The sequence below is a fragment of the Bacillus sp. ISL-47 genome (genome assembly GCF_018613175.1).
GTDB lineage: Bacteria > Bacillota > Bacilli > Bacillales > Cytobacillaceae > Cytobacillus.
This window is the reverse complement of record NZ_JAGGQS010000022.1, coordinates 69,238-88,717: the sequence shown is the minus strand read 5'-3', so window position 1 is coordinate 88,717 and position 19,480 is coordinate 69,238. Positions and strand designations below refer to the sequence as shown.

Sequence of the window (19,480 nt, the reverse complement as noted above, 5' to 3'; positions counted from 1 at the left end):
AAGAGCCAGCCGTATGGTACGGCTGGCCTCTTTTAATTAGTCTTCACAAACATCAAGGTCTACATCGGCAATACATTGAACAGCACAGAAGCAGCTTAGATCAACTGTAACACAATCGTCAGTCGCTAAGAAGTAGTCTACTTCACAAACTTTCTTCAAGTCAATGCAGCAGTCATCAGCAAGATTAACTACCTTGTCACGACCTTCTTTCCTATTTACCGGAAGAAGGACACGAAGCACTGCACAGCAGTTATCAAATACTTCTTCTACTCTGAAGAAGATGGAAACACATGCACAGTCATCTCCTTTAAAGAAAGCATGGAACGGTGACCCATCAGCTGATTTTAGTGTGAACACGCGAGTATCCGGACGCTTATGGCGACGTTTGCTTGAAGGTGATATAGCTCCCAGCGGCTCCAGGAAACAGTTTGAAGGGCATTCGCACACATCTTCTGCATTATCTTGAATATCTTTTATAGCACGAACTACTTCACATACACAGCTTTTGCCTTTGAAGTCGTCTTTTTTTCCACAACCCATTTTTGATTTCCTCCTTGTTTGTTTCTTGTGGTCTACACTAATAACATATTGCCGGGGTCCCCTATGGGTTACGGACAAACGCCTTGTTTTACAAAAAAATAGGCTCTTTTTTTATAATTGGAGGTGAAAAGGTGGATATAACACCTATGGAATTGCTTATCCTCTCTCTTGCAAGCTTTCGGCTGACCAGACTGATTGTGTTTGATAAAATTACGGAATTTATTCGGAAACCATTCCTGGAGGAAGTAGAAGAAAAAGGTGAAGACGGTGAAGCTGAAATCTATATAGTCATAAAAAACGGAAGGGTCCGGGGGTTTTTCGGTGAACTTTTGAGCTGTTTTTGGTGTACGGGCGTATGGAGTGCCATCTTTATATGTGCATCATATGCTTTTCTCAGGGAATGGGCTGTTCCAGGATTGCTAGTGCTCGCTGTGGCGGGGCTTGCAGCAATCATTGAAACGGTGCTTCAAAAGTGGATCGATGAATAGAAAGGTATTTATTGCTTAGGCATTTGATTTACACAAGCATGGTGGCTCAGCATAAAATATTCAGAGGGAAAATATTTGAAAATGGAGGGCCTCCCCATGATGAAGAATGAAAATGAGCAAGCGGACACAAAATCCAGGCCTCTAAAAAAGAAAAAGAAAAAAGGCTGTGGGTGCGGGAAAAAGTCAAAGAAAAAATAAAAATAAAGCCGGCAGGTTTCCGGCTTTATTTTTTTGCGGTTGATTGGAAAAATTAGGATTATCAATAGTTTTCATAAATTAGCACCTGTTCGAGGACAATATAACTAAAGTTTCTACATAGGAAGGGAATTATATGAAAAAAAGACACTTATGGCTATCGGCAGCCTTACTCTTCGCAATAACTGGATGCAGCGGAGATGGTGAAGTGACAGAAAGCGATTTGGCACTTCTCAAGACGACCAACCCTCCGCCTACTTTAATTGACAAGAATACAAAAAAAAATTTGGACTTGGTTGCAAGTATTGAGCATGATGTCGAATCCATGGAAGAGCTATATGATGTGGCTGTTGTGAAAGGGGATGGCGACACACTTGTCGCCTACAAAGTCAAACACCTGAAGCGGTTTAACATGAAAAAGATTGAAAAGAAGATGAATAAGATGCTTGAGGAAAAATATCCGGACGAGAATTTTACCGTTTCGAGCGACTATAAGATTTTCATTGAGGCTGTAGAGCTCCAGGAAAAAATGAAAGATCCGGATTTCTCTGATAAAAAAGCAAAAAAGAAGCTTGATAAAATTATTAAATTAAAAAATGAAATGACATAGAAAGGGGCATGGGCAATGAGTAAAAAAAATTCCAGCAAGACACCGGAGCAGCAGCAATATGAACAGCTAGAACAAAAGCATGAACTGCAGCGCCCCGTCATAAAAAATTGTATCCGTGCTTTCTGGGTAGGAGGCCTAATTTGTGCAATCGGACAGGCTATTACGTATTTCTACATTTATTTTTTTAACTTTACAGAGCAAACAGCCGGAAATCCGACAGTAGCTACCATGATTTTCCTATCCATGCTGCTGACTGGCTTTGGCGTCTATGACCGCCTTGGCCAATTCGGGGGTGCCGGGAGTGCTGTTCCTGTAACAGGGTTTGGGAATGCAGTTATCTCAGCAGCAATCGAGCATCGTACAGAGGGATTTGTACTGGGTGTCGGGGGAAATATGTTCAAGCTTGCCGGCTCCGTCATTCTTTTTGGAGTATTCTCGGCTTTTGTAGTAGCTCTCATTAAAACGCTTTTAGGGATATGGGGGGTTATTTAATGCTAAAAGGAAAACAATCCTGGATTTTTCAAAACCGCCCTGTAATTGCTGCTACTGGTGTTTCCGGTGGTCCTTTTGAAGCAAATGGCAATCTTGCGGAGGATTTTGACGTCCTGCACGACGACCTATGGATGGGGGAGGACTCCTATGAAAAAGCTCATCGTGTCCTTATGGAAGAAGCTGGGCAAACTGCATTGCAAAAAGCCAATAAGCAAAAGGAAGACATTCAGTTTTATATTGCAGGCGATTTAATTAATCAAATAACTCCGTCAAGCTTAAGCGCAAGGACCATTCAGATTCCTTATTTCGGGATATTTGGTGCTTGCTCTACTTCTATGGAAGGACTGGCGCTGGCATCCTTTATTGTTAATTATCAAGGGGCTGACTACATTTTAACAGGTGCATCCAGCCATAACGCAGCTGTAGAGAAGCAATTCCGGTATCCGACCGAATATGGCGGGCAGAAGCCGCCAACCGCTCAATGGACGATAACTGGTGCAGGAGCAGCCCTTGTTACTTCTAAAGTACCTGGCAAGAATATGCCTGTCACAACTTCAGCCACTATTGGAAAAGTGATCGATATGGGCCTCACGGATCCTTTTAATATGGGAGGGGCAATGGCTCCGGCAGCTGCAGATACGATAACAGCACATTTCAGGGATATGCAGCTTGATCCATCTTATTATGATTTGATTGTAACTGGAGATTTGGGGAGAATTGGACAGGAAACCGCTTATGAACTGCTGTCTAATAACGGCCTGAACATAGAAAGAGAGAAATTCAAGGATTGCGGGCTAATGATTTATAAAGAAGATCAGCCTGTTCAATCAGGCGGAAGCGGAGCAGGGTGCTCAGCTACGGTATTGTATGGACATTTATTAAACCAAATGAAACAGGGAGTATATAAGAGAATACTTGTAGTTGCCACAGGAGCGCTTTTATCGCCATTGACCTTTCAGCAGAATGAGAGCATTCCTTGCATTGCCCATGCAGTTTCAATCGAAATGGATTAAAGGAGGTTTTTTTGTATGTTGCCAATGTTTTTCTGGGCTTTTGTTATAGGGGGTCTTATTTGCGTAGTTGGCCAGATATTATTTGATGTATTTAAATTAACACCTGGTCATACATTGAGCCTTTTAGTTGTATTAGGAGCGGTTCTCGATGGAATTGGTCTTTATGAACCACTAGCTGACTTTGCAGGGGCAGGCGCAACAATACCGATTACAAGCTTTGGCAATTCCCTGGTGCATGGCGCCATGCAGGAAGCTGATCAGCACGGCCTTGTCGGTGTTTTGACAGGAATGTTTGAGGTAACCAGCTCCGGTATATCCGCTGCCATTATATTCGGCTTTATCGGCGCACTTATTTTTAAACCAAAAGGCTAATGGCGAAGGACGTTGGTAACGGATGGAAGAAAGTAAACAAAATCTAAAGGTACTGCAAGTGATGATTAAGGAGATGGAATATGCGTTAAGTGAAAAGGCCATGGCTTCTTCAGATGATAAAGCACAGCGTATTTTCCATCAGGGGATGGTTACAGCTTCAGATATAAATGGTTTTTTATCCAAGCGCATAAGAGAACTTAATCGTTCATTTCATTATTAGGGGCAACTACATTGACAGAAATACTTGCAGCAGTTGTACGTTCATCATTTATCATCCTGGGACTCTTTTTCATCACGAAATTATTAGGAAAAAAGCAGCTCTCCAAGCTATCCTTTTTCGAATATATTGTTGGCATCACTGTAGGCGATATCGCAGGAACACTTTCTATGGATCCTGAACTAAGCTTAAGGGATGGAATAACTGCCTTATTGATTTGGGCATTTGTGCCATTATTTATCAGCATTTTGTCATTAAAAAGCAAGCCCTTTCGAGATTTTGTTGAAGGGAAGCCAACAACTTTTATTGAAAAAGGAAAAATACTGGAAGATAATTTAAGAAAAGAAAAGTTCAGTGCAGACGAATTGATGGAACAGTTAAGAAAAAAAGATATTTTTCGGGTTGCCGATGTGGAATTTGCTTCTTTGGATTCGAATGGCGAATTAAATATAATATTAAAAAAAGCCAAACAGCCGCTGACTGCAGGAGACTTATTTGACCACTTTCCAGAAGCGGGCGTACCACATGCTGTCATTATGGATGGGACCATTTACTACGACGCTTTGAAAAATGCGGGAGTTAGCAGGGAATGGCTGAGCATAGAATTGGCAAAAAGACAGGTAGAGCCAGAAAATGTCTTTTTTGCTCAAATTGATGAGCAAGGCCAGCTTAAAATTGATCTTTATAATGACTCATTAAAGATACCTGAGATAAAGCAGGACGAGCATCTTTTAATCTTAATGAAAAAAATTCATTCTGAACTTGAATGGAACTCAATGACTGCACAAGAACCTGTTTTAAAAACTGCTTATAAGGACTACGCAAGGCGCATAGACGAATTAATAACAAAGGCCAAGCCTTATTTTAGTCTGATGGACTAAAATGCAAGAGTTGCTTAGGGGCTTGCCTATACACCTGCTGGTTAATATACATATCTTGTATTGAGTAAAAACAAAGTGAGGTGATAGGCATGGGCTTCGGTTATTGCGGCTATGGTTATGGCGGCTATGGCGGGGGATACGGCGGAAACACTTTTGTTTTAATTGTCGTGTTATTCATCTTGTTAATTATTGTTGGTGCGAGTTTCTACCACTAAGATTTTATTTTGAGAGCGGCTGACCTAATGCCATAGTCATGGTTGGGTCGGCTTTTCTTTATTTCACCTTTTTTGCCCTCCTTCATACAATATAAAGTAGTTTAAGAAGGAGCGTGAAAAGCAGCATGGATAATAATTTCTTTAAAAACCTTGAAAAGAAAACAGGCGTAAATATGAAGGATGTATTTGAGCTGGCCGGTTCTTTGCAGAATGCAAACTTTAAAGATGAAAAGACAGTAAGAAATGTTATTAAGAGGGTTTCCAAAATTGCGAATAAGCCCGTTTCAAAAGATATGGAAGATAAAATTGTGAAATCAATTGTTGCTGATGGCAAGCAGCTTGACTTTAATACCATTTCACAGATGATGAACAAAAAATAATGAATGATAAAAGGACCTGGCAATTAAAGGCCAGGTCCGTCTGCTTTTCTAAAACTTTAGCGTCTGCTGCTTCTTGTAATGGGGGCAAGGAACCGTGAAGGATAGGCTTTTCGTCCACGCCTTTTTTCCGGTACTGAAATATATAAGTCTTTTTTCGCCCTAGTTACAGCTACATACATCAGTCTGCGCTCTTCCTCCAACGGAGCGGAATCCCCTGAACGGTAAGCTTCAAGAGCATGATCATGAGGAAGGCTTCCTTCTACAGCCCCGACAACATACACCACATTATACTCAAGGCCTTTTGCACGATGGATCGTACTTAAAGTAATGGCGTTGGAATAACTTTTGCTGAGTTGCTTGATTTCTTTATTCATGGCTTTCATATGCTCAGTATGCTCTATAAATTCGGCAAGAGAATTAAAATTGCGCGCCGCAACCTTCAAGTCCTTCAGGTCATCAGATCCCTTTTCCATCTTATTGCCCTCATTGCCCCGTTTTTTTATAAAATCCTGAAATCCGAGTTCCTTTTCAACCGTTTCAATTGCAGTTAAGGGAGTAAGCCCTGAAAGTGATCTGGTCACGGGAATCACCTTTTTTAATTTGCTTTCCTGAAAAGCAAAGCCTGTTTTTATATGGCTAAGACATTCGAGCAGTGAACAATCCTTTAAAATACTCTCCGCTTTTATATCCTGCAAAGCCGTCTGCTTAACAAAAAGAGAAGGTAATATATCTTTTATCGCATTTTGATCGTCTTCATTTATAGAAAGCTTCAAAAAAGAAAGCATGCTTCTGACAATAAAACGATCATAAAATGATTCGGCATCCTGATCTAGTTTAAAAGGGAGGCTTGAATTTGCCAGTCTCTCGAAAACAGCTCTGCTGCCGGCGTGTGTCCGGAATAAAACCGCAAAATCTTGTGGTTCATAGCCTTTTTCTATTTTATCCTGAATGTCTGTTAGGATTATGGTTGCTTCCTCTTCTTCATCATACGGAAAAAATAAGAAGGGCTGCTGATTACTCGAATATTGGGCATTCATGCTTTTTGCCCGTCTTAGTTTATTAAGGGAAATAATTTGGTTGGCTGCTGAGACTATCTCATGTGCAGAGCGATAATTTTGATTTAATGTTATGACCTTTGCTTCGGGAAAATCTTTTTCGAAATCGAGAAGATATTGCGGGTCGCTGCCTCTGAAAGCATAGATAGACTGATCATCATCGCCGACTGCACATATATTTTTTGTCTGTGCAGAGAGCATTTTCATTAGTTCGTATTGAACTTTATTAATATCCTGGAACTCATCAATCAAGAAATATTGAAATCGACTTTGATATTGTCCGAGGATAGCGGGATGATTTTTAAAAAGGGCATAACAGCCTGTTAGCATGTCATCAAAATCAAATAATCCTTTTCTCTCCTTTGCTTGTTCATATCTTTTATATAGAATTGCGGTTTGTTTTTCCCAGTCATTTTCAGGTTGAATCTTCTCTGGCATGATAAGTGAGTTTTTCCAATAACTAATTTGCTGTAGTGTCAGGTCATAGGCAATTTCTTTTTCGTCCAATTTTAAATCTTTGCAAGCCTCTTTAATAATCTGCTCCCGCTGCCATTCTCTGTTCAGCAGCTTGCCTGAAGACCATTTTTCAGGGGAATGGAAGGAAAGGATCCGGTAAAACAGACTATGAAATGTACCTGATATTACCTGCTTTACCTTTCTGGAGTCCATTCCGGGATAATCAAGCAGCCGTTCTTTCATTTCGGCAGCAGCCTTTGCAGTAAATGTGACGAGCATAATCGACTTCGGGTCGATCTTTTTTTCCCGCAGCATAAAAGCCGTCCTCGTAGTTAAAACTCGGGTTTTTCCGCTTCCTGCTCCAGCAAGGACAAGCAAGGGCCCCTCGATATGGGATACAGCAGCAGCCTGCCGCTCATCCAAAAAAATTCCTGATTGGGACAGCGCCTGCAAGTACTCATCCGGAAAGCTATGGTTCTGAGTGTTGTCTTTCGTGTAAGGAGGGATGTTTTTAACAGGCAGAGCTTTTTTAAAGGTTGAATCGGCATTTTTAACTGCAGTGGAAGCAATAGCCCTTGATACTGGAATCTGGAAACCGTTTCTTTCGATAAATTCTTTCAATTCAGCTTGTGCTGTTTTAGAATCGGAATCCTGTTCAGCATCCTGGCACATTCTGCTAATAGGCTGAATATGATAAAAATGAGGTTCCTTGCTGATGCCTAAATACAAACGGACTGAAGCCCCGCAATCCGGACAAAACAATTTCCCTTTTTTGCCCTCTTGATATATATGTTGATAGCTTTCTCTATTTAACTTTTCAAGATTTAATACTTTATTATGTAAAAGTGCCGTTTTCATAAAATACCCCGCTTAAAGCAATCATTTGGACAATGGATTTAGTACGTCCCATTCAAAATGAATGCTGAATTGCCTTTGTCACGTAAAAGGAACAAGACAAAGTTTATCATATCAAAACACAGAAGGATTCTAAAGTCCCTTAATGTTTAATTTTCTTTGAAAACGGGTACATAAAAATGAATTACATAACGTATTTCTTTAATAAGAGTGTGAATGGAGAGGGGGGAGCAATCATGGGCTATATCCTGCCTTTGACCTATTACCAATATAATCAGTACGCAGAAAGAGAATTTGGCAATAAGTATGATCCTTTTCGTTTTGTACCTGTTACCCGAATAGCTGCTCAATCTAATTCAAAAGACTTCATTCAAGAACTTCCTACTGATATAAAAAAAAGATTAAATAAAACGAAAGCATATCAGCGTTCCGAAAACAAAAACACTACAAATAGAAAAATAGCAGAACAAACATATGGCGAGCTGACTGGAAAAGGCCGTCACTTTAGTGAATGTATATAATAGAAAAAAGAAGGAGGGGCTTAGTACGTTTGCACGTGCAAAGCCTCTCCTTCTTTCCATTCCGCATATAAAACTTTCTTTATAGACACAGCTCCGTTCGCTTTTATTTCATTATTAAGCCTGATTTCGTCCCATCCAATGCTTTTAAGATTATCCCATACCACTTCTCCATCCAAAATGACTGTAACTGGAAGTTCAACCGTGTTTAACGGTAAGTTCAAATCCTGAATAGTAGGCGATGCATACACTGGTTTTTTTAACGCACTAATCGTTCCGTCAGTTTCCAGGATGGCATATTCGCACTCACGGATGGAAAAAACGTCCTTTGAACGGAGAAGATGCTGCAGCTGGTTTAAATCCAAGTGGTTTTTTTTCAATTCTTCATAAACAATTTTCCCCTTTTTAATAACGATAGAAGGTTCACCCTCAAGGAATTTACGGGCGCGTTTAAACTTTTGTGTAAGAGTTTCTGTTGCATAAATTAAGATTCCCCATACAGCTACTGCAAAGAAAATTTCAAGAATACCAATTTCTTCATCATAAAGTGCATTCCCCACCAGCTCTCCCAATACTATCGCCGATATAAAATCAAAAGGAGTAATCTGAGTGATTTGCGTTTTTCCCAAGACTTTTGCCATTACAAATAAAAAGATGTAGCCTATTACCAGTACACTGACGATATGTAAATATTCCATCCAAACCACTCCTTTAAAGCTGCATCTGGAATAGTGTTTGCAGAAAGATGAAAAATTATTGCACAACAAAAAGCTCCTGCCACCAAGGCAGGAGCTAGTCCGTTAAATTAATTTTTTCATCGTGCGGTGCGGGATCCCTGCATCCATAAATTCTTCTGAGATGACCTCATAGCCCAATTTTTCATAAAAAGGAATGGCTTGTGTTTGGGCGTTTAATTTTAGAGCAGGCAGTCCCTGGTCTTTTGCGTATTCTTCAATTTTCTTCATGATCGCTTTTCCGGAACCGCTTTTCCGATTCTTTTGCAGTACGCAAATTCTTTCTACTTTTCCAACCCCATCTACAGTACGGAAACGGCCTGCACCTGCTGGCTTTCCATCATCATATAGTACGAAATGGGCTGATTCATCTTCATACTGGTCAATTTCCTCTTCTTCAGGAACATTTTGCTCGTGAATAAATACCAGTTTACGTACAGAAAATGCATCCTGTAATTGTTGTTCAGTTGCGACGATTTTTACTTCCACTTTTGATTAATCCTTTCCTAGTCGAAATGTTTCATATACAGTCCAAGAGCCATTTTCCAGTTGATACAGAAGATGAAAACGGTCTATTACTTCTTCGTGATTAACCGGCTGCATTCTTAAAGATCCATATACATCTGAATGCTCATCATTGGAAAGTTTTTGACCAATTGTAATATGAGGGACAAAATTATACTCAGGACCCTCTGCAGCAATATTATCATTCAATTCCCGGTGAAGCTCTTCCAGCTGGGAGGTAGGCTCAATCTTAAAATAAATGACATTGTTAACCGGCTGAAAAGAGCTGATTTTCGAAGCATTTATTTGAAAAGGCTGGTGTTTAATGGCTATACCGTGCAAAGTTTCAGTTAGCACTTTAATCTCCTCTTCCGATGCTTCAAACCCGGATCTTAACGTGACATGTGGAGGAATTAATGCATAATGCGGATCATACCGCTTTCTATAAGAGTTGGCTAAATCTTGCAATTTTTTTGAAGGGAAGATAACGATACCGTATTTCGTGCTCATACAACAACCTCCATGTTTATTTTTGTTTAATAACTGGCAGGATTAAATGAGATAATAAAACTTTGTAGTTGAACTATTATAGCAAATTTTCTAAATTCATTATATAATTATACCTTTTTTTAAAAGAAAAAACAGTGCCCATCCATGTATTCTTTTCGTCAAAGCTCAATAATAGTCCTTTTCGCTTATAAAAAAGGTCAAAACATTAATTTAAGTGCTCTTTTCAAATCTGGCTGCCAGTATGTCCATGTATGATCTCCATCAAATTCGTCATAAAAATATGGAAAACGTTTTTCTTCAATTAGTTTTGAAAGTTCGCGATTTGGAGTGAGGAAGTCTTGTTCCGAGCCTCCGGTTGTTTTTACAGCTGTTTCTTTTTTTCCAATGACATGGTAGATATTAAGAAGGTGTGGCTGGTTGAATTCTTTCACAGCCTCCATAACTGATTCGTTTACAAAAGGAGACTGTAGAATTAACCGTCCGAATGTATTGGGGTATTGAATCGCTGTCATTAACGATACCGTAGCAGCAAGGGAGTCCCCCATCAGCGCCCGGCCCATTCCCATTTGGTAAGTGGGAAACTCACGGTCAAGGAATGGTACCAATTCATGTGCAAGAAAGCGGATATAAGCTTTATTCTGGTCTCCGTCAGGATGATATTTGTTCCATCTATCTTTAACGTCTTTATATGGAACGCCGACAATGATTAGGTTTTCAATTTCTTTTTCGCCTAAAAGTTCGTCTGCGATACGGCCAGCTCTTCCAAGCTGAAAATAATCTTTTCCATCCTGGGTGATGGCAACGGTATATTTATATAAAGGTGAATAGGAAGCCGGCAAATAAATGAGCAGGCTAACCTCTTCTCCCAGCTCTTTGCTGTCTATCTTAATATCCTTAATTGATCCTCTTGGAAAATCCATGTTATCTATTCCTCCGTTTGCATGTATGTAAGGCTTTTCATCAAGATTTTATCATATATATATACGATTTGCTTTTTACAAGTATTCTTGAAGGAGGCATTCTGTAATAATATGGGTGAAAGTGCTAAAAAAGATGCCAGCTAATTCTAAAAGATGAGCAGCTACATGCATAAAATACTCATACCTTTCGGAGGTTAACGGAAGACGTATACTGAATTATAAATAGAAGGAGGTATCATTTGACAATCAGGATATCCTTTAGATAGTATATAGTACGAGAAACTGTAATTTTATAAAGGGGGAAGTATAATGAAAAAGAAAAGTTTTCTTCTCGCAACAGTTTTACTGTTAGCGCTTTCGATGGTACTTGCTGCATGCGGTGGCGGGACTGATGAAGGCAATGGCGGCGGTGGCGAAGGCGATGGCGCTGAAAAGCCGAAATTTATGAGCATCGTAACTGGTGGAACAGGCGGTACATACTATCCGCTAGGCGGATCGTTCGCTGAGATTATTTCTGATGCTACGGGAATAGACACAAATGCTGAAGTATCAGGTGCATCTGCAGAGAACATGAACACACTGAAAGATGGCAATGCAGAAATCGCTTTCTCTCAAACAGATATTGCTTCATATGCTAAAGAAGGAAAGCTGATGTTTGAAGGAGCAGCGGTTGATAACGTAAGTGCAATTGGCACACTCTATCCAGAAACGATTCAGATTGTTACAACTGCAAAGTCAGGCATTAAATCAGTTGAAGACTTAAAAGGCAAAAAGGTCTCAATTGGAGCTCCAGGTTCAGGTACTGCTGCAAACGCTGAGCAAATTCTTGAAGTGCATGGGATCACATTAGAGGATATCAACAAACAGGACCTATCTTTTGATGAATCTACTGCAGGAATTCAGGATGGCACAATTGATGCCGCTTTCGTTACAGCAGGAACTCCAACTGGTGCTGTAGAAGGCCTTTCTGCAACCGAGGATGTTGTCATTGTTCCAATCGAACAAGGCAAAATTGATGAACTGATTGAAAAGTATCCATATTACGTCCAGGATGAAGTTCCAGCCGGAACTTACAAGCTTGCTGAAGCTGCTCCAACAGTAGCTGTACAGGCAATGCTTGTTGTTTCTAACGACCTTTCTGATGAAGTTGTGTATGATGTAACAAAGGCTATCTTCGAAAATCTTGATAAAGTAACTCACGCAAAAGGCAAAATGATCAAAGCAGAAAATGCTGTTAAAGGCACGGGAATCGAACTGCACCCTGGTGCTAAAAAGTACTTTGACGAATTAGGCTTAAAAGCTGAGTAGTCTGCACAAAACATAATTTAAACGCTTAAAAACTTGGCCGGCTGTAAAACCTAATAAGGTTATTACGCCGGTCAATTAACTTTAAAAAATGTTTTTCCAATCAAATGTAAAGACTGGTTATTATAACTATTATTTTAGGTGGGGTTTTATATGAAATTTAAGAAGCCAGGGAAGGCAAAATTGATCCTGGCATTCCTCAGCCTCACATCCATCGCAATTATGCTTTTCATTCCTATAAAGCAGGCAATTGTTTTTGAATATCAGGACAAAGGAGAAGTGCTTGCTTATCTCCCAATTAAAGAGGACGGATCTTTTAAAATAAAGTACACTCATTCCATTCACCTTTCAGATGTTGTTGAAAGCTACAATTTAACTGAAAAAGGCAATATTAAGCTATACGAGCTTATGTATGAGGATTTTGCGATTGGAATGCCTGAAAATGCTTCAAATGGAGAAATATTTGAACAGAAGGACGGCAAATATTATATTAAGAATATGAATCGGGTTTTTCCTTCATTTGATCTCCGGCTAGGAGAGGTTAGAGCAAATCATACAGTAATTAATGGAGGAAAAGAGTATCCGCTTTCAGACTATATAGAACCAGGAACCTGGGTGCGTATAAAAGCTAAAAAATTAAACTTAATTGAGACTTTGAAAGGAGTGAATATCCTTGGACAATAAAGGGGAAACGTTATCTCTGGAGGAACAGCAGAAACTGCTGGAAAAGTATGATCCCGAGGCTGGTACAAGGAAACTCAGAGGCATTATGGGCTGGATTGTCTTTATTGGCCTTTTATCATTCTCGCTATTCCATTTATATACTGGAGTTTTCGGAATGCTTACAGCCCAGCTGCAGCGTTCGATCCACTTAGGTTTTGCATTGGCTCTGATCTTCCTGTTATTTCCGGCAAGGAAAAAAGACAGGGGGCGAAAACATAAAGTTGCCTGGTATGATGTAATACTGGCAATTCTCGGTATTGTAGTAGGATCCTATTGGCCTCTATTTATTGATGAAATTGTTATGAGAGCTGGGCGACTGACAGAAATAGATTTTTATGTAGGATTGCTTGCGGTATTATTAGTGCTTGAAGCAACAAGGCGTGCAGTTGGATTGCCGATTACTATTATTGCTGTTATATTTCTGGCATATGCCATGTATGGCCCTTATATGCCTGCATTCTTGGCACATCGCGGATTGGATTTGGAAAGACTTGTTCAAACGATGTTCTTTACGACTGAAGGGATTCTTGGTACTCCATTAGGCGTATCAGCTACCTTTATATTTCTATTCCTATTATTTGGATCTTTCCTGGTGAAAACAGGTGTTGGGCAATACTTTAATGATTTGGCCGTTTCCATTGCAGGGAAGAGAACAGGAGGTCCTGCAAAGGTTGCGATTTTTTCCAGTGCCCTTCAGGGAACAATCAGTGGAAGTTCTGTTGCAAACGTTGTAACTTCGGGCTCATTTACCATCCCAATGATGAAAAAACTTGGCTATAAGAAGGAGTTCGCAGGTGCGGTTGAAGCGACTGCTTCGACAGGGGGGCAAATCATGCCTCCAATCATGGGTGCTGCCGCATTCCTTATGGTCGAGTTCATTGGCGGAGGCATTACCTATTGGGATATTGCCAAAGCTGCAGCAATTCCAGCTCTTCTTTATTTTGCCGGCGTTTGGATCATGACTGATTTTGAAGCTAAAAGAGTAGGCCTTAGAGGGCTGAATGATGACGAAATGCCAAATCGGAAAGAAGTACTTAAAAAGATCTATTTGCTTCTGCCTATTCTGGCAGTTATCGTTTTACTTATGAGCGGAATGAGTGTAATCCGTGCGGCTCTTTGGTCTATTGTTATTACAATTGCAGTGAGTATGATACGGAAGGATACCAGAATCAACTTCCGGGATGCAATAGATGCATTGGTTGATGGTGCACGTACAGCTTTGGGCGTTGCAGCTGCTACGGCTGCAGCTGGTATAATCGTAGGTGTAGTTGTTAAGACTGGTCTTGGATTAAAAATGGCTAATGGCCTGCTTGACCTTTCTGGCGGTTTGCTAATTCCAACCTTGATGCTGACAATGGTTGCAGCCATCATCCTGGGAATGGGGTCGCCGACGACTGCAAACTATGTTATTACATCTACCATTGCTGCTCCGGCCATTATACTGCTGGGTGTACCTGATTTGTCTGCCCATTTATTCGTATTTTACTTTGGTATTGTGGCAGATATTACCCCACCAGTGGCACTTGCTGCATTTGCTGCTGCTGGGGTTTCAGGAGGAGATCCGATTAAGACCGGCGTAAATGCCTCCAAGCTTGCAATTGGGGCATTCATCATTCCGTATATGTTTGTTCTTTCTCCAGAGCTTTTGATGATTAATACCACCTGGTATTACTTAATTTGGGTAGTATTCACTGCTTTGGCCGGTATGATGGCGATTGGTGCTGGGGTAATTGGCTACTGGCTGCGCAAATTAAATCCCCTGGAAAGAATATTGGGAATTGCTGGCGGACTGATGCTGATTTATCCTGAAGGTATTTCTGATATAATCGGACTTGGAATTTTTATCTTGCTAATTGTATTGCAGGTTGTCTTCAAACGAGATGATAAAGCAAAGCCCCAAACGGCTTAACGAAAAAAGGAAGGGTCTCCTCTGAGATCCTTCCTTTTTGTTTGCCAGATTGTTTTGGGTTTTCTCCTTTTATGCTTCCTGATCGCTTTGGCCGATGGATAGGCTTGCGTTGATATAACCTTCTTCATTGCTATTTAGTACAACAGTGAAAGTTCCGGGTTCATCGCCTTCATATAGTTCATCGCTAACTGCTTCCTTTAATAGTTCGCTTTTATATTCAATAATTTCACGCTGCTCATTTTGATGATCAGTATTTCTGTCAACTTCTTCTGAATCTCTCGGAATGCGTTTTTCGATATAAGAAAGGATCTCATCGTTGCTCATTTCCTTTTCCATATCTTCAAATTGCAATTCAATGTTAACAGCACGATGGGTTTCAAACTCTACAAGCATTGTATCGCCATTAAAGCGGGCAATTTCCTTGTTGTTTTGATTTTCTCCATATTCTTCAACAAACTGTTCGTGTGTGTCGCCTAACCCAACTTCTTCAGTAATCTTTGATTGATCTTCGGGAGCTTCCTCTGTCTCCGCTCGCTGTTCCTCTAATGAAGGATTATTTTTGTCTTCCTCCTCAACAACATTTTCTTCACTTTGATTACAGCCCGCCAATACCAGGCTTCCGGCAAACAAAGCCATTAAAAATGAATTTTTTTTCATAAAACCTTCCTTTCTTCTCTTCTAAATGTAATTCACAGGACAAAGCCCTTTTCAGGAATATATACCCTCTTAAGTGGCAGTTAATCAGTGCAGGACAGAAATGCAGTGAAGGCAGGAAGGCATAATAAAAAGCCGTATTTCGTATGAGAAATACAAGCTTTTGTTATTTGAAGTATTGAATTAGCTGATTTGGCGTGTTTTCTTATCTGGCAGAATGGACATAATATGATTTAAATTAAAAATGCGCATTTGCTTTCTATATAAGCAGTAAGCCAAAATAGTGCTCCCGCGCAGTTCTTTAATTAAAATTTTTCTTTGTGTAAATGAATTACGTTTGGAGAGATAGATGATTTCCACAGGCTTTCTCTCTTCCATTGCTCGATAAAGAATTCCTTTCATATAAATCCCTCCTTACTTATATTTACATTATATACGAACGAATGTTCTTTTTCAAGCGTTAACAGAAAATATGTTCGCATAAAAAAGAGGGTGTCCCAAAAGTATAGCTTTTGGGCACCCTCTTCTTTCCAAGACAATAGCTCTATAAAATTGGCCTGTTAATTTCCACTCCAAGGGCTCGCTTTCCGCGGGCGGTCCGACGCTCCTCGGTGCATTCGCACGCCTTTTAAATAATTTTTAGTCCTTTATCTTTCAAGAGGTTTAGGAACACTGTGCCATATTGGATTGTGTAGCCTAAAAAGATGGCGACGAATAAAGTACCTAATCCTACCGGACCGCCTAACAGGAAACCAAAAGCCAAAGCCAAGGATTCATTTAGGATACGGGCGTTTTTAATGCTAATATTCAACCTTTTAGCTGTTGCAATCATTAAACCATCAATGGGTCCGCTAAATAATTTTGGGCGGATATAAATGGAAACGCCAAATCCAAGTAATAAAACACCTGAAAAGAAGGAGAGGATTTGAACAGGAAAAAGTGTAATATCAGTGCTGTTAAATACAAGTTCCAGCCAAAGATCGATTCCAAGACTTGCTAATAAAGTACCTATAAAGGATTTGAATTGTGGCTTTTCCCAGGAGAGCAGTGCGTTGAAAAATATTAGGGAAGTAGTAACCAGAAATGACCATGTTCCGATTGTCAGACCGAACTTTTTAAAAAGTCCAACATAGACGGTATCCCAAGCACCTGCACCAAGACCGGATAAAATAATTAATGAGACACCCAAAGTGAGTATTAAATAACCTGCAATGATTTGAATGATTGTTATATGTTTTATCATGATGTAGCCTCCCCAATACATATTACCGTATTTAAATAATTTCTCAAGGGGAGGAAGATGAAAAGAGGAAGGTAATTTTATCATATAAAAAGAACAGCCACCCAAAAAGGGAAGCTGCTCGAGGCTTAGACCTTGATATCGATTTTGGCGCTTTTCTTTAATTCTTCAACATGCTTAACCAGTATTTCTTGCTGTTTTTGCTGTTCAAGCTGCTGCTTGATCTGTGGCTTTACTTCTTCCAGTTTAGGGGGCTCTTGGCCTTCAGCGCCACCCTGGCTTGCATACTCATCATAAAACTTCTGGATCTCGGCGTCTGTAACCTCTTCAGGCTTAATTTCGCTATCGATATACTTTGTGTATTTAATGTTGTTGGCAATTTCTTTCTCTAAGGAGTCTGGATTAAGACCAGCCTGCTTCATGGCTGTTTCGAATTCTTTATCGTCTTTAAATTGTCCTTTTGTTTCTTCAAGCTGCTTTTTTACTTCTTCATCAGAAGCTTTATAGCCTTTTTTGTCCGCTTCCTGGAGAAGAAGAGTCTGGCCAACTAAGCTATCAAGCGTTTGCTCCTTGATTTGCTCTGCAGCTTCTTTAGTAGTAGGATCTTGTCCCATTTGCTGAAACATCATTTGGGATGATGTAAGAACGCTATTATACTCCCGGCCAAGAATTTCCTGGTCATTTACAATTGCAACTGTTTTATCTTCCTCAAGCTTTTGTTCTTCCATTTTCTTTTGCATTTCTTCCATTTGCTTTTGCTGATCCTGCTGATCGGTTTCAGCCGTTTCAGCCGTTTTGGCCTTATCATCTTTTTCTGCGCTCTTGCCTTCTTCATCTGCACCGCAAGCTGCTAACACTGCAGAAAGTAATACTAGTAAAAAGGGATACATTAGTTTTTTCATTAAATTTTCTCCTTCCGTAACCCTGAAATATTTGATTCATCTAACAAAAGAATCATATAGAGGGCATTATAAAGCATATTTTCTTAAAAAGATACATTACAGACTTAAATCAAAAAAATGTAATGTGAATGTAATCTATTTTCAAACTATTAATCTTCTATTAATGAAATGAATATCGGTATTGACTTTTATGTGAAAAAAGTTTATATTTTATATTGTCCTCACTAGGGGAAAACAAAATAGGATTCCGTAGCTCAGCTGGGAGAGCGCTACCTTGACAGGGTAGAGGTCGCTGGTTCGAACCCAGTCGGAATCATCAGTTAAAAGCCTAGAGCCTCAACGGTTCTAGGCTTTTTCTATATTCTTAAAAATATAGAGTAAACCCCAATTGTTGACGAATTGTTGACGAAATTTTTAAATGCTATTTTTTTGCCGTGTAAAAAGTGAGTCTAATTTGTTAGCTGCTTCCTGATCTGCAGTTTGTAAAGCATGTCCATATGTATCCATGGTTATACGGATATTTGAATGACCCAGTCTCTCTGAAATAATTTTTGCATGAACACCCTGATTTATTAGTAGGGTTGCTGAAGTGTGTCTTAGATCATGTAACCTGATAAATCGGACTCCAGCCCGGTCGGTAAATCGTTTCCACCAGGTAGTAGGCGTGGTGGGGTAATAGTGTTTTCCGTTTTCATTGCAAAAGACAAATTCATGCTCATGCTCAATCCACAAATCTCTCATCCGCATTTTTTCTTTTCTCCAGTGTATATGGTATCTTTTTAGCTCCTCTACCATCATACGCGGCAAAGAAATAACCCGTTTTGAATTCCTTGATTTTGGACCTTTTAAAATGGGTCTTCCGCCGGTACCACGTGTTATAATCTGTTTGATTTGAACAATACCTTTTTCCAAGTCAATATGAGACCATTCCAGCCCTAATAATTCACCACGTCTTAATCCAGCAGCAAGAGCAAGAGAAGTAAATACACGCCAATGTACCGGTTCTTCCTGAACAGCATCAAACAATATGGCTACTTCATTTTCATCATATACGTTTATTTCTTTCTCTAAAATTCCTCGTTGGCTGGGTTTTGAGACATCTGCAGCAGGGTTACTTTTTATAATCTTCCAATCTGCAGCTCGCTGAAGAATGTTTCTAAGGACACGATATACATATTGCGCAGTGGAGACAGCCATGGGGCTGCCGTCTACTTTTTTTAATTGAGATAAAAAGTTAACAATATGAATCGGCTTTATCTGGTCTAGTCGCAAATGGCCAAGAGCAGGGAGGATGTGGTTTTTAAAGTGAGTAAGGTAAACATCTAATGTTTGTTCACTTAGCCCGCCTTTTTCAGCATATTTTTTCTGCCAGTCTTTTACGAACTCTGCAAGAATCATTTTTTCTGGAGTAATGTACGCACCTGACTCAATTTCCATTTGGAACTTAACTAACTCTGACTGCAGGTAGTCATTTAATTTCTTTCTTGTTTTTAGTAAAGACTGATCCTTAATTCGTATAGTTTTGGTTTTCTTCTTTCTTTTGCCTTTTGAATCATAACCGACCTCTACAACAAGCATAAAAGAGTTTGCTCCTCGTTTTTGAACGCTTGCCATTATTTTTTCCTCCTTATTAATTTTATCAAGAATTTCGATAAGGGAATATATGTTCTGTTCGGTGTTGAAATAAAAATGCCTAGTTCAACAGGCAACTTTTTAGGTGGATATTTAATTCTCTGTTCTAAAAAATATTTCCTAATGGTAATATTTAATTGAACGAATAAAATGGAGTGAA

24 protein-coding genes and 1 tRNA gene are annotated in these 19,480 nt (G+C 39.7%); 14 read left to right on the top strand and 11 right to left on the bottom strand.

Annotated elements, in window-relative coordinates:
- Positions 1 to 36 precede the first annotated feature (36 nt).
- Complete coding sequence (locus tag J7I93_RS09000; protein ID WP_214725402.1) at positions 37 to 540, bottom strand: CotY/CotZ family spore coat protein; 504 nt, start codon at positions 538 to 540, stop codon at positions 37 to 39.
- Positions 541 to 671: 131 nt separating this feature from the next.
- On the opposite strand from J7I93_RS09000, the gene J7I93_RS08995 reads away from it, so the two are divergent.
- The 9 genes from J7I93_RS08995 to spoVIF all read left to right on the top strand — a co-directional run bounded on the left by J7I93_RS08995 (position 672) and on the right by spoVIF (position 5,403).
- Positions 672 to 1,028 carry a DUF1360 domain-containing protein gene (locus J7I93_RS08995; protein ID WP_214725400.1) on the top strand — a complete coding sequence of 119 codons (357 nt, stop codon included), beginning with the start codon at positions 672 to 674 and terminating at the stop codon, positions 1,026 to 1,028.
- Positions 1,029 to 1,359: 331 nt separating this feature from the next.
- On the top strand, positions 1,360 to 1,833 hold the full coding sequence (locus J7I93_RS08990) for a YhcN/YlaJ family sporulation lipoprotein (RefSeq protein ID WP_214725398.1): 474 nt from the start codon (positions 1,360 to 1,362) through the stop codon (positions 1,831 to 1,833).
- Between the two features lie 15 nt (positions 1,834 to 1,848).
- Positions 1,849 to 2,325, top strand: a complete 477-nt coding sequence (gene spoVAC / locus J7I93_RS08985; protein WP_214725396.1) for a stage V sporulation protein AC — start codon at positions 1,849 to 1,851, stop codon at positions 2,323 to 2,325.
- A complete protein-coding gene (gene spoVAD, locus J7I93_RS08980; protein ID WP_214725394.1) occupies positions 2,325 to 3,338 on the top strand; it encodes a stage V sporulation protein AD in 1,014 nt (337 codons plus the stop codon). The genes spoVAC and spoVAD overlap by 1 nt, the downstream gene beginning before the upstream one ends.
- Before the next feature lie 15 nt (positions 3,339 to 3,353).
- Positions 3,354 to 3,710 carry a stage V sporulation protein AE gene (gene spoVAE, locus J7I93_RS08975; RefSeq protein WP_214725391.1) on the top strand — a complete coding sequence of 119 codons (357 nt, stop codon included), beginning with the start codon at positions 3,354 to 3,356 and terminating at the stop codon, positions 3,708 to 3,710.
- A gap of 22 nt (positions 3,711 to 3,732) precedes the next feature.
- Entirely contained in the window at positions 3,733 to 3,930 is a 198-nt protein-coding gene (locus J7I93_RS08970; protein ID WP_214725390.1) for a hypothetical protein, read from the top strand.
- Positions 3,931 to 3,941: 11 nt separating this feature from the next.
- On the top strand, positions 3,942 to 4,808 hold the full coding sequence (locus tag J7I93_RS08965; RefSeq protein ID WP_214725388.1) for a DUF421 domain-containing protein: 867 nt from the start codon (positions 3,942 to 3,944) through the stop codon (positions 4,806 to 4,808).
- A gap of 89 nt (positions 4,809 to 4,897) precedes the next feature.
- Positions 4,898 to 5,023: a YjcZ family sporulation protein gene (locus J7I93_RS08960; RefSeq protein WP_214725386.1), complete on the top strand. Its 126-nt coding sequence runs from the start codon at positions 4,898 to 4,900 to the stop codon at positions 5,021 to 5,023.
- A 125-nt stretch (positions 5,024 to 5,148) separates the two neighbouring features.
- Positions 5,149 to 5,403, top strand: a complete 255-nt coding sequence (gene spoVIF, locus J7I93_RS08955; RefSeq protein WP_214725384.1) for a sporulation-specific transcription regulator SpoVIF — start codon at positions 5,149 to 5,151, stop codon at positions 5,401 to 5,403.
- 56 nt (positions 5,404 to 5,459) lie between these two features.
- Here the strand turns inward: spoVIF and J7I93_RS08950 are convergent, their stop codons facing one another.
- Complete coding sequence (locus J7I93_RS08950; RefSeq protein ID WP_214725382.1) at positions 5,460 to 7,772, bottom strand: UvrD-helicase domain-containing protein; 2,313 nt, start codon at positions 7,770 to 7,772, stop codon at positions 5,460 to 5,462.
- Between the two features lie 233 nt (positions 7,773 to 8,005).
- Between J7I93_RS08950 and J7I93_RS08945 the strand changes: the two genes are divergently transcribed.
- Positions 8,006 to 8,290, top strand: coding sequence for a hypothetical protein (locus J7I93_RS08945; protein ID WP_214725380.1), 285 nt, complete (start codon positions 8,006 to 8,008; stop codon positions 8,288 to 8,290).
- A 20-nt stretch (positions 8,291 to 8,310) separates the two neighbouring features.
- Here J7I93_RS08945 and J7I93_RS08940 read toward each other — a convergent pair whose 3' ends face one another.
- From J7I93_RS08940 to J7I93_RS08925, 4 genes are all read right to left on the bottom strand, one after another.
- Positions 8,311 to 8,985, bottom strand: a complete 675-nt coding sequence (locus J7I93_RS08940; protein ID WP_214725378.1) for a DUF421 domain-containing protein — start codon at positions 8,983 to 8,985, stop codon at positions 8,311 to 8,313.
- Between the two features lie 102 nt (positions 8,986 to 9,087).
- Positions 9,088 to 9,510: a GNAT family N-acetyltransferase gene (locus J7I93_RS08935; protein ID WP_214725376.1), complete on the bottom strand. Its 423-nt coding sequence runs from the start codon at positions 9,508 to 9,510 to the stop codon at positions 9,088 to 9,090.
- A gap of 6 nt (positions 9,511 to 9,516) precedes the next feature.
- Positions 9,517 to 10,035: a YjcG family protein gene (locus tag J7I93_RS08930; protein ID WP_214725374.1), complete on the bottom strand. Its 519-nt coding sequence runs from the start codon at positions 10,033 to 10,035 to the stop codon at positions 9,517 to 9,519.
- A gap of 197 nt (positions 10,036 to 10,232) precedes the next feature.
- Complete coding sequence (locus J7I93_RS08925; RefSeq protein WP_214725372.1) at positions 10,233 to 10,955, bottom strand: alpha/beta hydrolase; 723 nt, start codon at positions 10,953 to 10,955, stop codon at positions 10,233 to 10,235.
- A 309-nt stretch (positions 10,956 to 11,264) separates the two neighbouring features.
- Between J7I93_RS08925 and J7I93_RS08920 the strand changes: the two genes are divergently transcribed.
- The 3 genes from J7I93_RS08920 (at position 11,265) to J7I93_RS08910 (ending at position 14,892) form a co-directional block, all read left to right on the top strand.
- Positions 11,265 to 12,263, top strand: coding sequence for a TAXI family TRAP transporter solute-binding subunit (locus J7I93_RS08920; protein WP_214725370.1), 999 nt, complete (start codon positions 11,265 to 11,267; stop codon positions 12,261 to 12,263).
- A gap of 150 nt (positions 12,264 to 12,413) precedes the next feature.
- Positions 12,414 to 12,944 (top strand): DUF1850 domain-containing protein, encoded by a 531-nt coding sequence (locus J7I93_RS08915; RefSeq protein ID WP_214725368.1) that lies wholly within the window; start codon positions 12,414 to 12,416, stop codon positions 12,942 to 12,944.
- Positions 12,934 to 14,892, top strand: a complete 1,959-nt coding sequence (locus J7I93_RS08910; protein ID WP_214725366.1) for a TRAP transporter permease — start codon at positions 12,934 to 12,936, stop codon at positions 14,890 to 14,892. The genes J7I93_RS08915 and J7I93_RS08910 overlap by 11 nt, the downstream gene beginning before the upstream one ends.
- 69 nt (positions 14,893 to 14,961) lie before the next feature.
- Here J7I93_RS08910 and J7I93_RS08905 read toward each other — a convergent pair whose 3' ends face one another.
- The 4 genes from J7I93_RS08905 to J7I93_RS08890 form a co-directional block, all read right to left on the bottom strand.
- On the bottom strand, positions 14,962 to 15,549 hold the full coding sequence (locus J7I93_RS08905) for a hypothetical protein (protein ID WP_214725364.1): 588 nt from the start codon (positions 15,547 to 15,549) through the stop codon (positions 14,962 to 14,964).
- Between the two features lie 180 nt (positions 15,550 to 15,729).
- Positions 15,730 to 15,948 carry a WYL domain-containing protein gene (locus J7I93_RS08900; protein WP_214725362.1) on the bottom strand — a complete coding sequence of 73 codons (219 nt, stop codon included), beginning with the start codon at positions 15,946 to 15,948 and terminating at the stop codon, positions 15,730 to 15,732.
- A gap of 226 nt (positions 15,949 to 16,174) precedes the next feature.
- Positions 16,175 to 16,789 (bottom strand): YczE/YyaS/YitT family protein, encoded by a 615-nt coding sequence (locus tag J7I93_RS08895; RefSeq protein ID WP_214725360.1) that lies wholly within the window; start codon positions 16,787 to 16,789, stop codon positions 16,175 to 16,177.
- 125 nt (positions 16,790 to 16,914) lie between these two features.
- The gene (locus tag J7I93_RS08890; protein WP_214725358.1) at positions 16,915 to 17,688 is read right to left on the bottom strand and encodes a SurA N-terminal domain-containing protein; all 774 of its coding nucleotides are present in this window, start codon (positions 17,686 to 17,688) and stop codon (positions 16,915 to 16,917) included.
- Positions 17,689 to 17,931: 243 nt separating this feature from the next.
- Between J7I93_RS08890 and J7I93_RS08885 the strand changes: the two genes are divergently transcribed.
- Positions 17,932 to 18,004: transfer RNA gene (locus J7I93_RS08885), tRNA-Val, on the top strand.
- A gap of 98 nt (positions 18,005 to 18,102) precedes the next feature.
- Here the strand turns inward: J7I93_RS08885 and J7I93_RS08880 are convergent.
- Positions 18,103 to 19,302 (bottom strand): tyrosine-type recombinase/integrase, encoded by a 1,200-nt coding sequence (locus tag J7I93_RS08880; protein ID WP_214725357.1) that lies wholly within the window; start codon positions 19,300 to 19,302, stop codon positions 18,103 to 18,105.
- Positions 19,303 to 19,480: the final 178 nt, after the last annotated feature.

Excerpts from the sequence above, each read along its gene's own strand:
- J7I93_RS09000 (WP_214725402.1), bottom strand. The coding sequence starts at position 540 with ATGGGTTGTGGAAAAAAAGACGACTTCAAAGGCAAAAGCTGTGTATGT.
- J7I93_RS08990 (WP_214725398.1), top strand. The coding sequence starts at position 1,360 with ATGAAAAAAAGACACTTATGGCTATCGGCAGCCTTACTCTTCGCAATA.
- spoVAC (WP_214725396.1), top strand. The coding sequence starts at position 1,849 with ATGAGTAAAAAAAATTCCAGCAAGACACCGGAGCAGCAGCAATATGAA.
- spoVAD (WP_214725394.1), top strand. The coding sequence starts at position 2,325 with ATGCTAAAAGGAAAACAATCCTGGATTTTTCAAAACCGCCCTGTAATT.
- spoVAE (WP_214725391.1), top strand. The coding sequence starts at position 3,354 with ATGTTGCCAATGTTTTTCTGGGCTTTTGTTATAGGGGGTCTTATTTGC.
- J7I93_RS08970 (WP_214725390.1), top strand. The coding sequence starts at position 3,733 with ATGGAAGAAAGTAAACAAAATCTAAAGGTACTGCAAGTGATGATTAAG.
- J7I93_RS08960 (WP_214725386.1), top strand. The coding sequence starts at position 4,898 with ATGGGCTTCGGTTATTGCGGCTATGGTTATGGCGGCTATGGCGGGGGA.
- spoVIF (WP_214725384.1), top strand. The coding sequence starts at position 5,149 with ATGGATAATAATTTCTTTAAAAACCTTGAAAAGAAAACAGGCGTAAAT.
- J7I93_RS08950 (WP_214725382.1), bottom strand. The coding sequence starts at position 7,772 with ATGAAAACGGCACTTTTACATAATAAAGTATTAAATCTTGAAAAGTTA.
- J7I93_RS08945 (WP_214725380.1), top strand. The coding sequence starts at position 8,006 with ATGGGCTATATCCTGCCTTTGACCTATTACCAATATAATCAGTACGCA.
- J7I93_RS08940 (WP_214725378.1), bottom strand. The coding sequence starts at position 8,985 with ATGGAATATTTACATATCGTCAGTGTACTGGTAATAGGCTACATCTTT.
- J7I93_RS08930 (WP_214725374.1), bottom strand. The coding sequence starts at position 10,035 with ATGAGCACGAAATACGGTATCGTTATCTTCCCTTCAAAAAAATTGCAA.
- J7I93_RS08925 (WP_214725372.1), bottom strand. The coding sequence starts at position 10,955 with ATGGATTTTCCAAGAGGATCAATTAAGGATATTAAGATAGACAGCAAA.
- J7I93_RS08920 (WP_214725370.1), top strand. The coding sequence starts at position 11,265 with ATGAAAAAGAAAAGTTTTCTTCTCGCAACAGTTTTACTGTTAGCGCTT.
- J7I93_RS08915 (WP_214725368.1), top strand. The coding sequence starts at position 12,414 with ATGAAATTTAAGAAGCCAGGGAAGGCAAAATTGATCCTGGCATTCCTC.
- J7I93_RS08905 (WP_214725364.1), bottom strand. The coding sequence starts at position 15,549 with ATGAAAAAAAATTCATTTTTAATGGCTTTGTTTGCCGGAAGCCTGGTA.
- J7I93_RS08900 (WP_214725362.1), bottom strand. The coding sequence starts at position 15,948 with ATGAAAGGAATTCTTTATCGAGCAATGGAAGAGAGAAAGCCTGTGGAA.
- J7I93_RS08895 (WP_214725360.1), bottom strand. The coding sequence starts at position 16,789 with ATGATAAAACATATAACAATCATTCAAATCATTGCAGGTTATTTAATA.
- J7I93_RS08890 (WP_214725358.1), bottom strand. The coding sequence starts at position 17,688 with ATGAAAAAACTAATGTATCCCTTTTTACTAGTATTACTTTCTGCAGTG.
- J7I93_RS08880 (WP_214725357.1), bottom strand. The coding sequence starts at position 19,302 with ATGGCAAGCGTTCAAAAACGAGGAGCAAACTCTTTTATGCTTGTTGTA.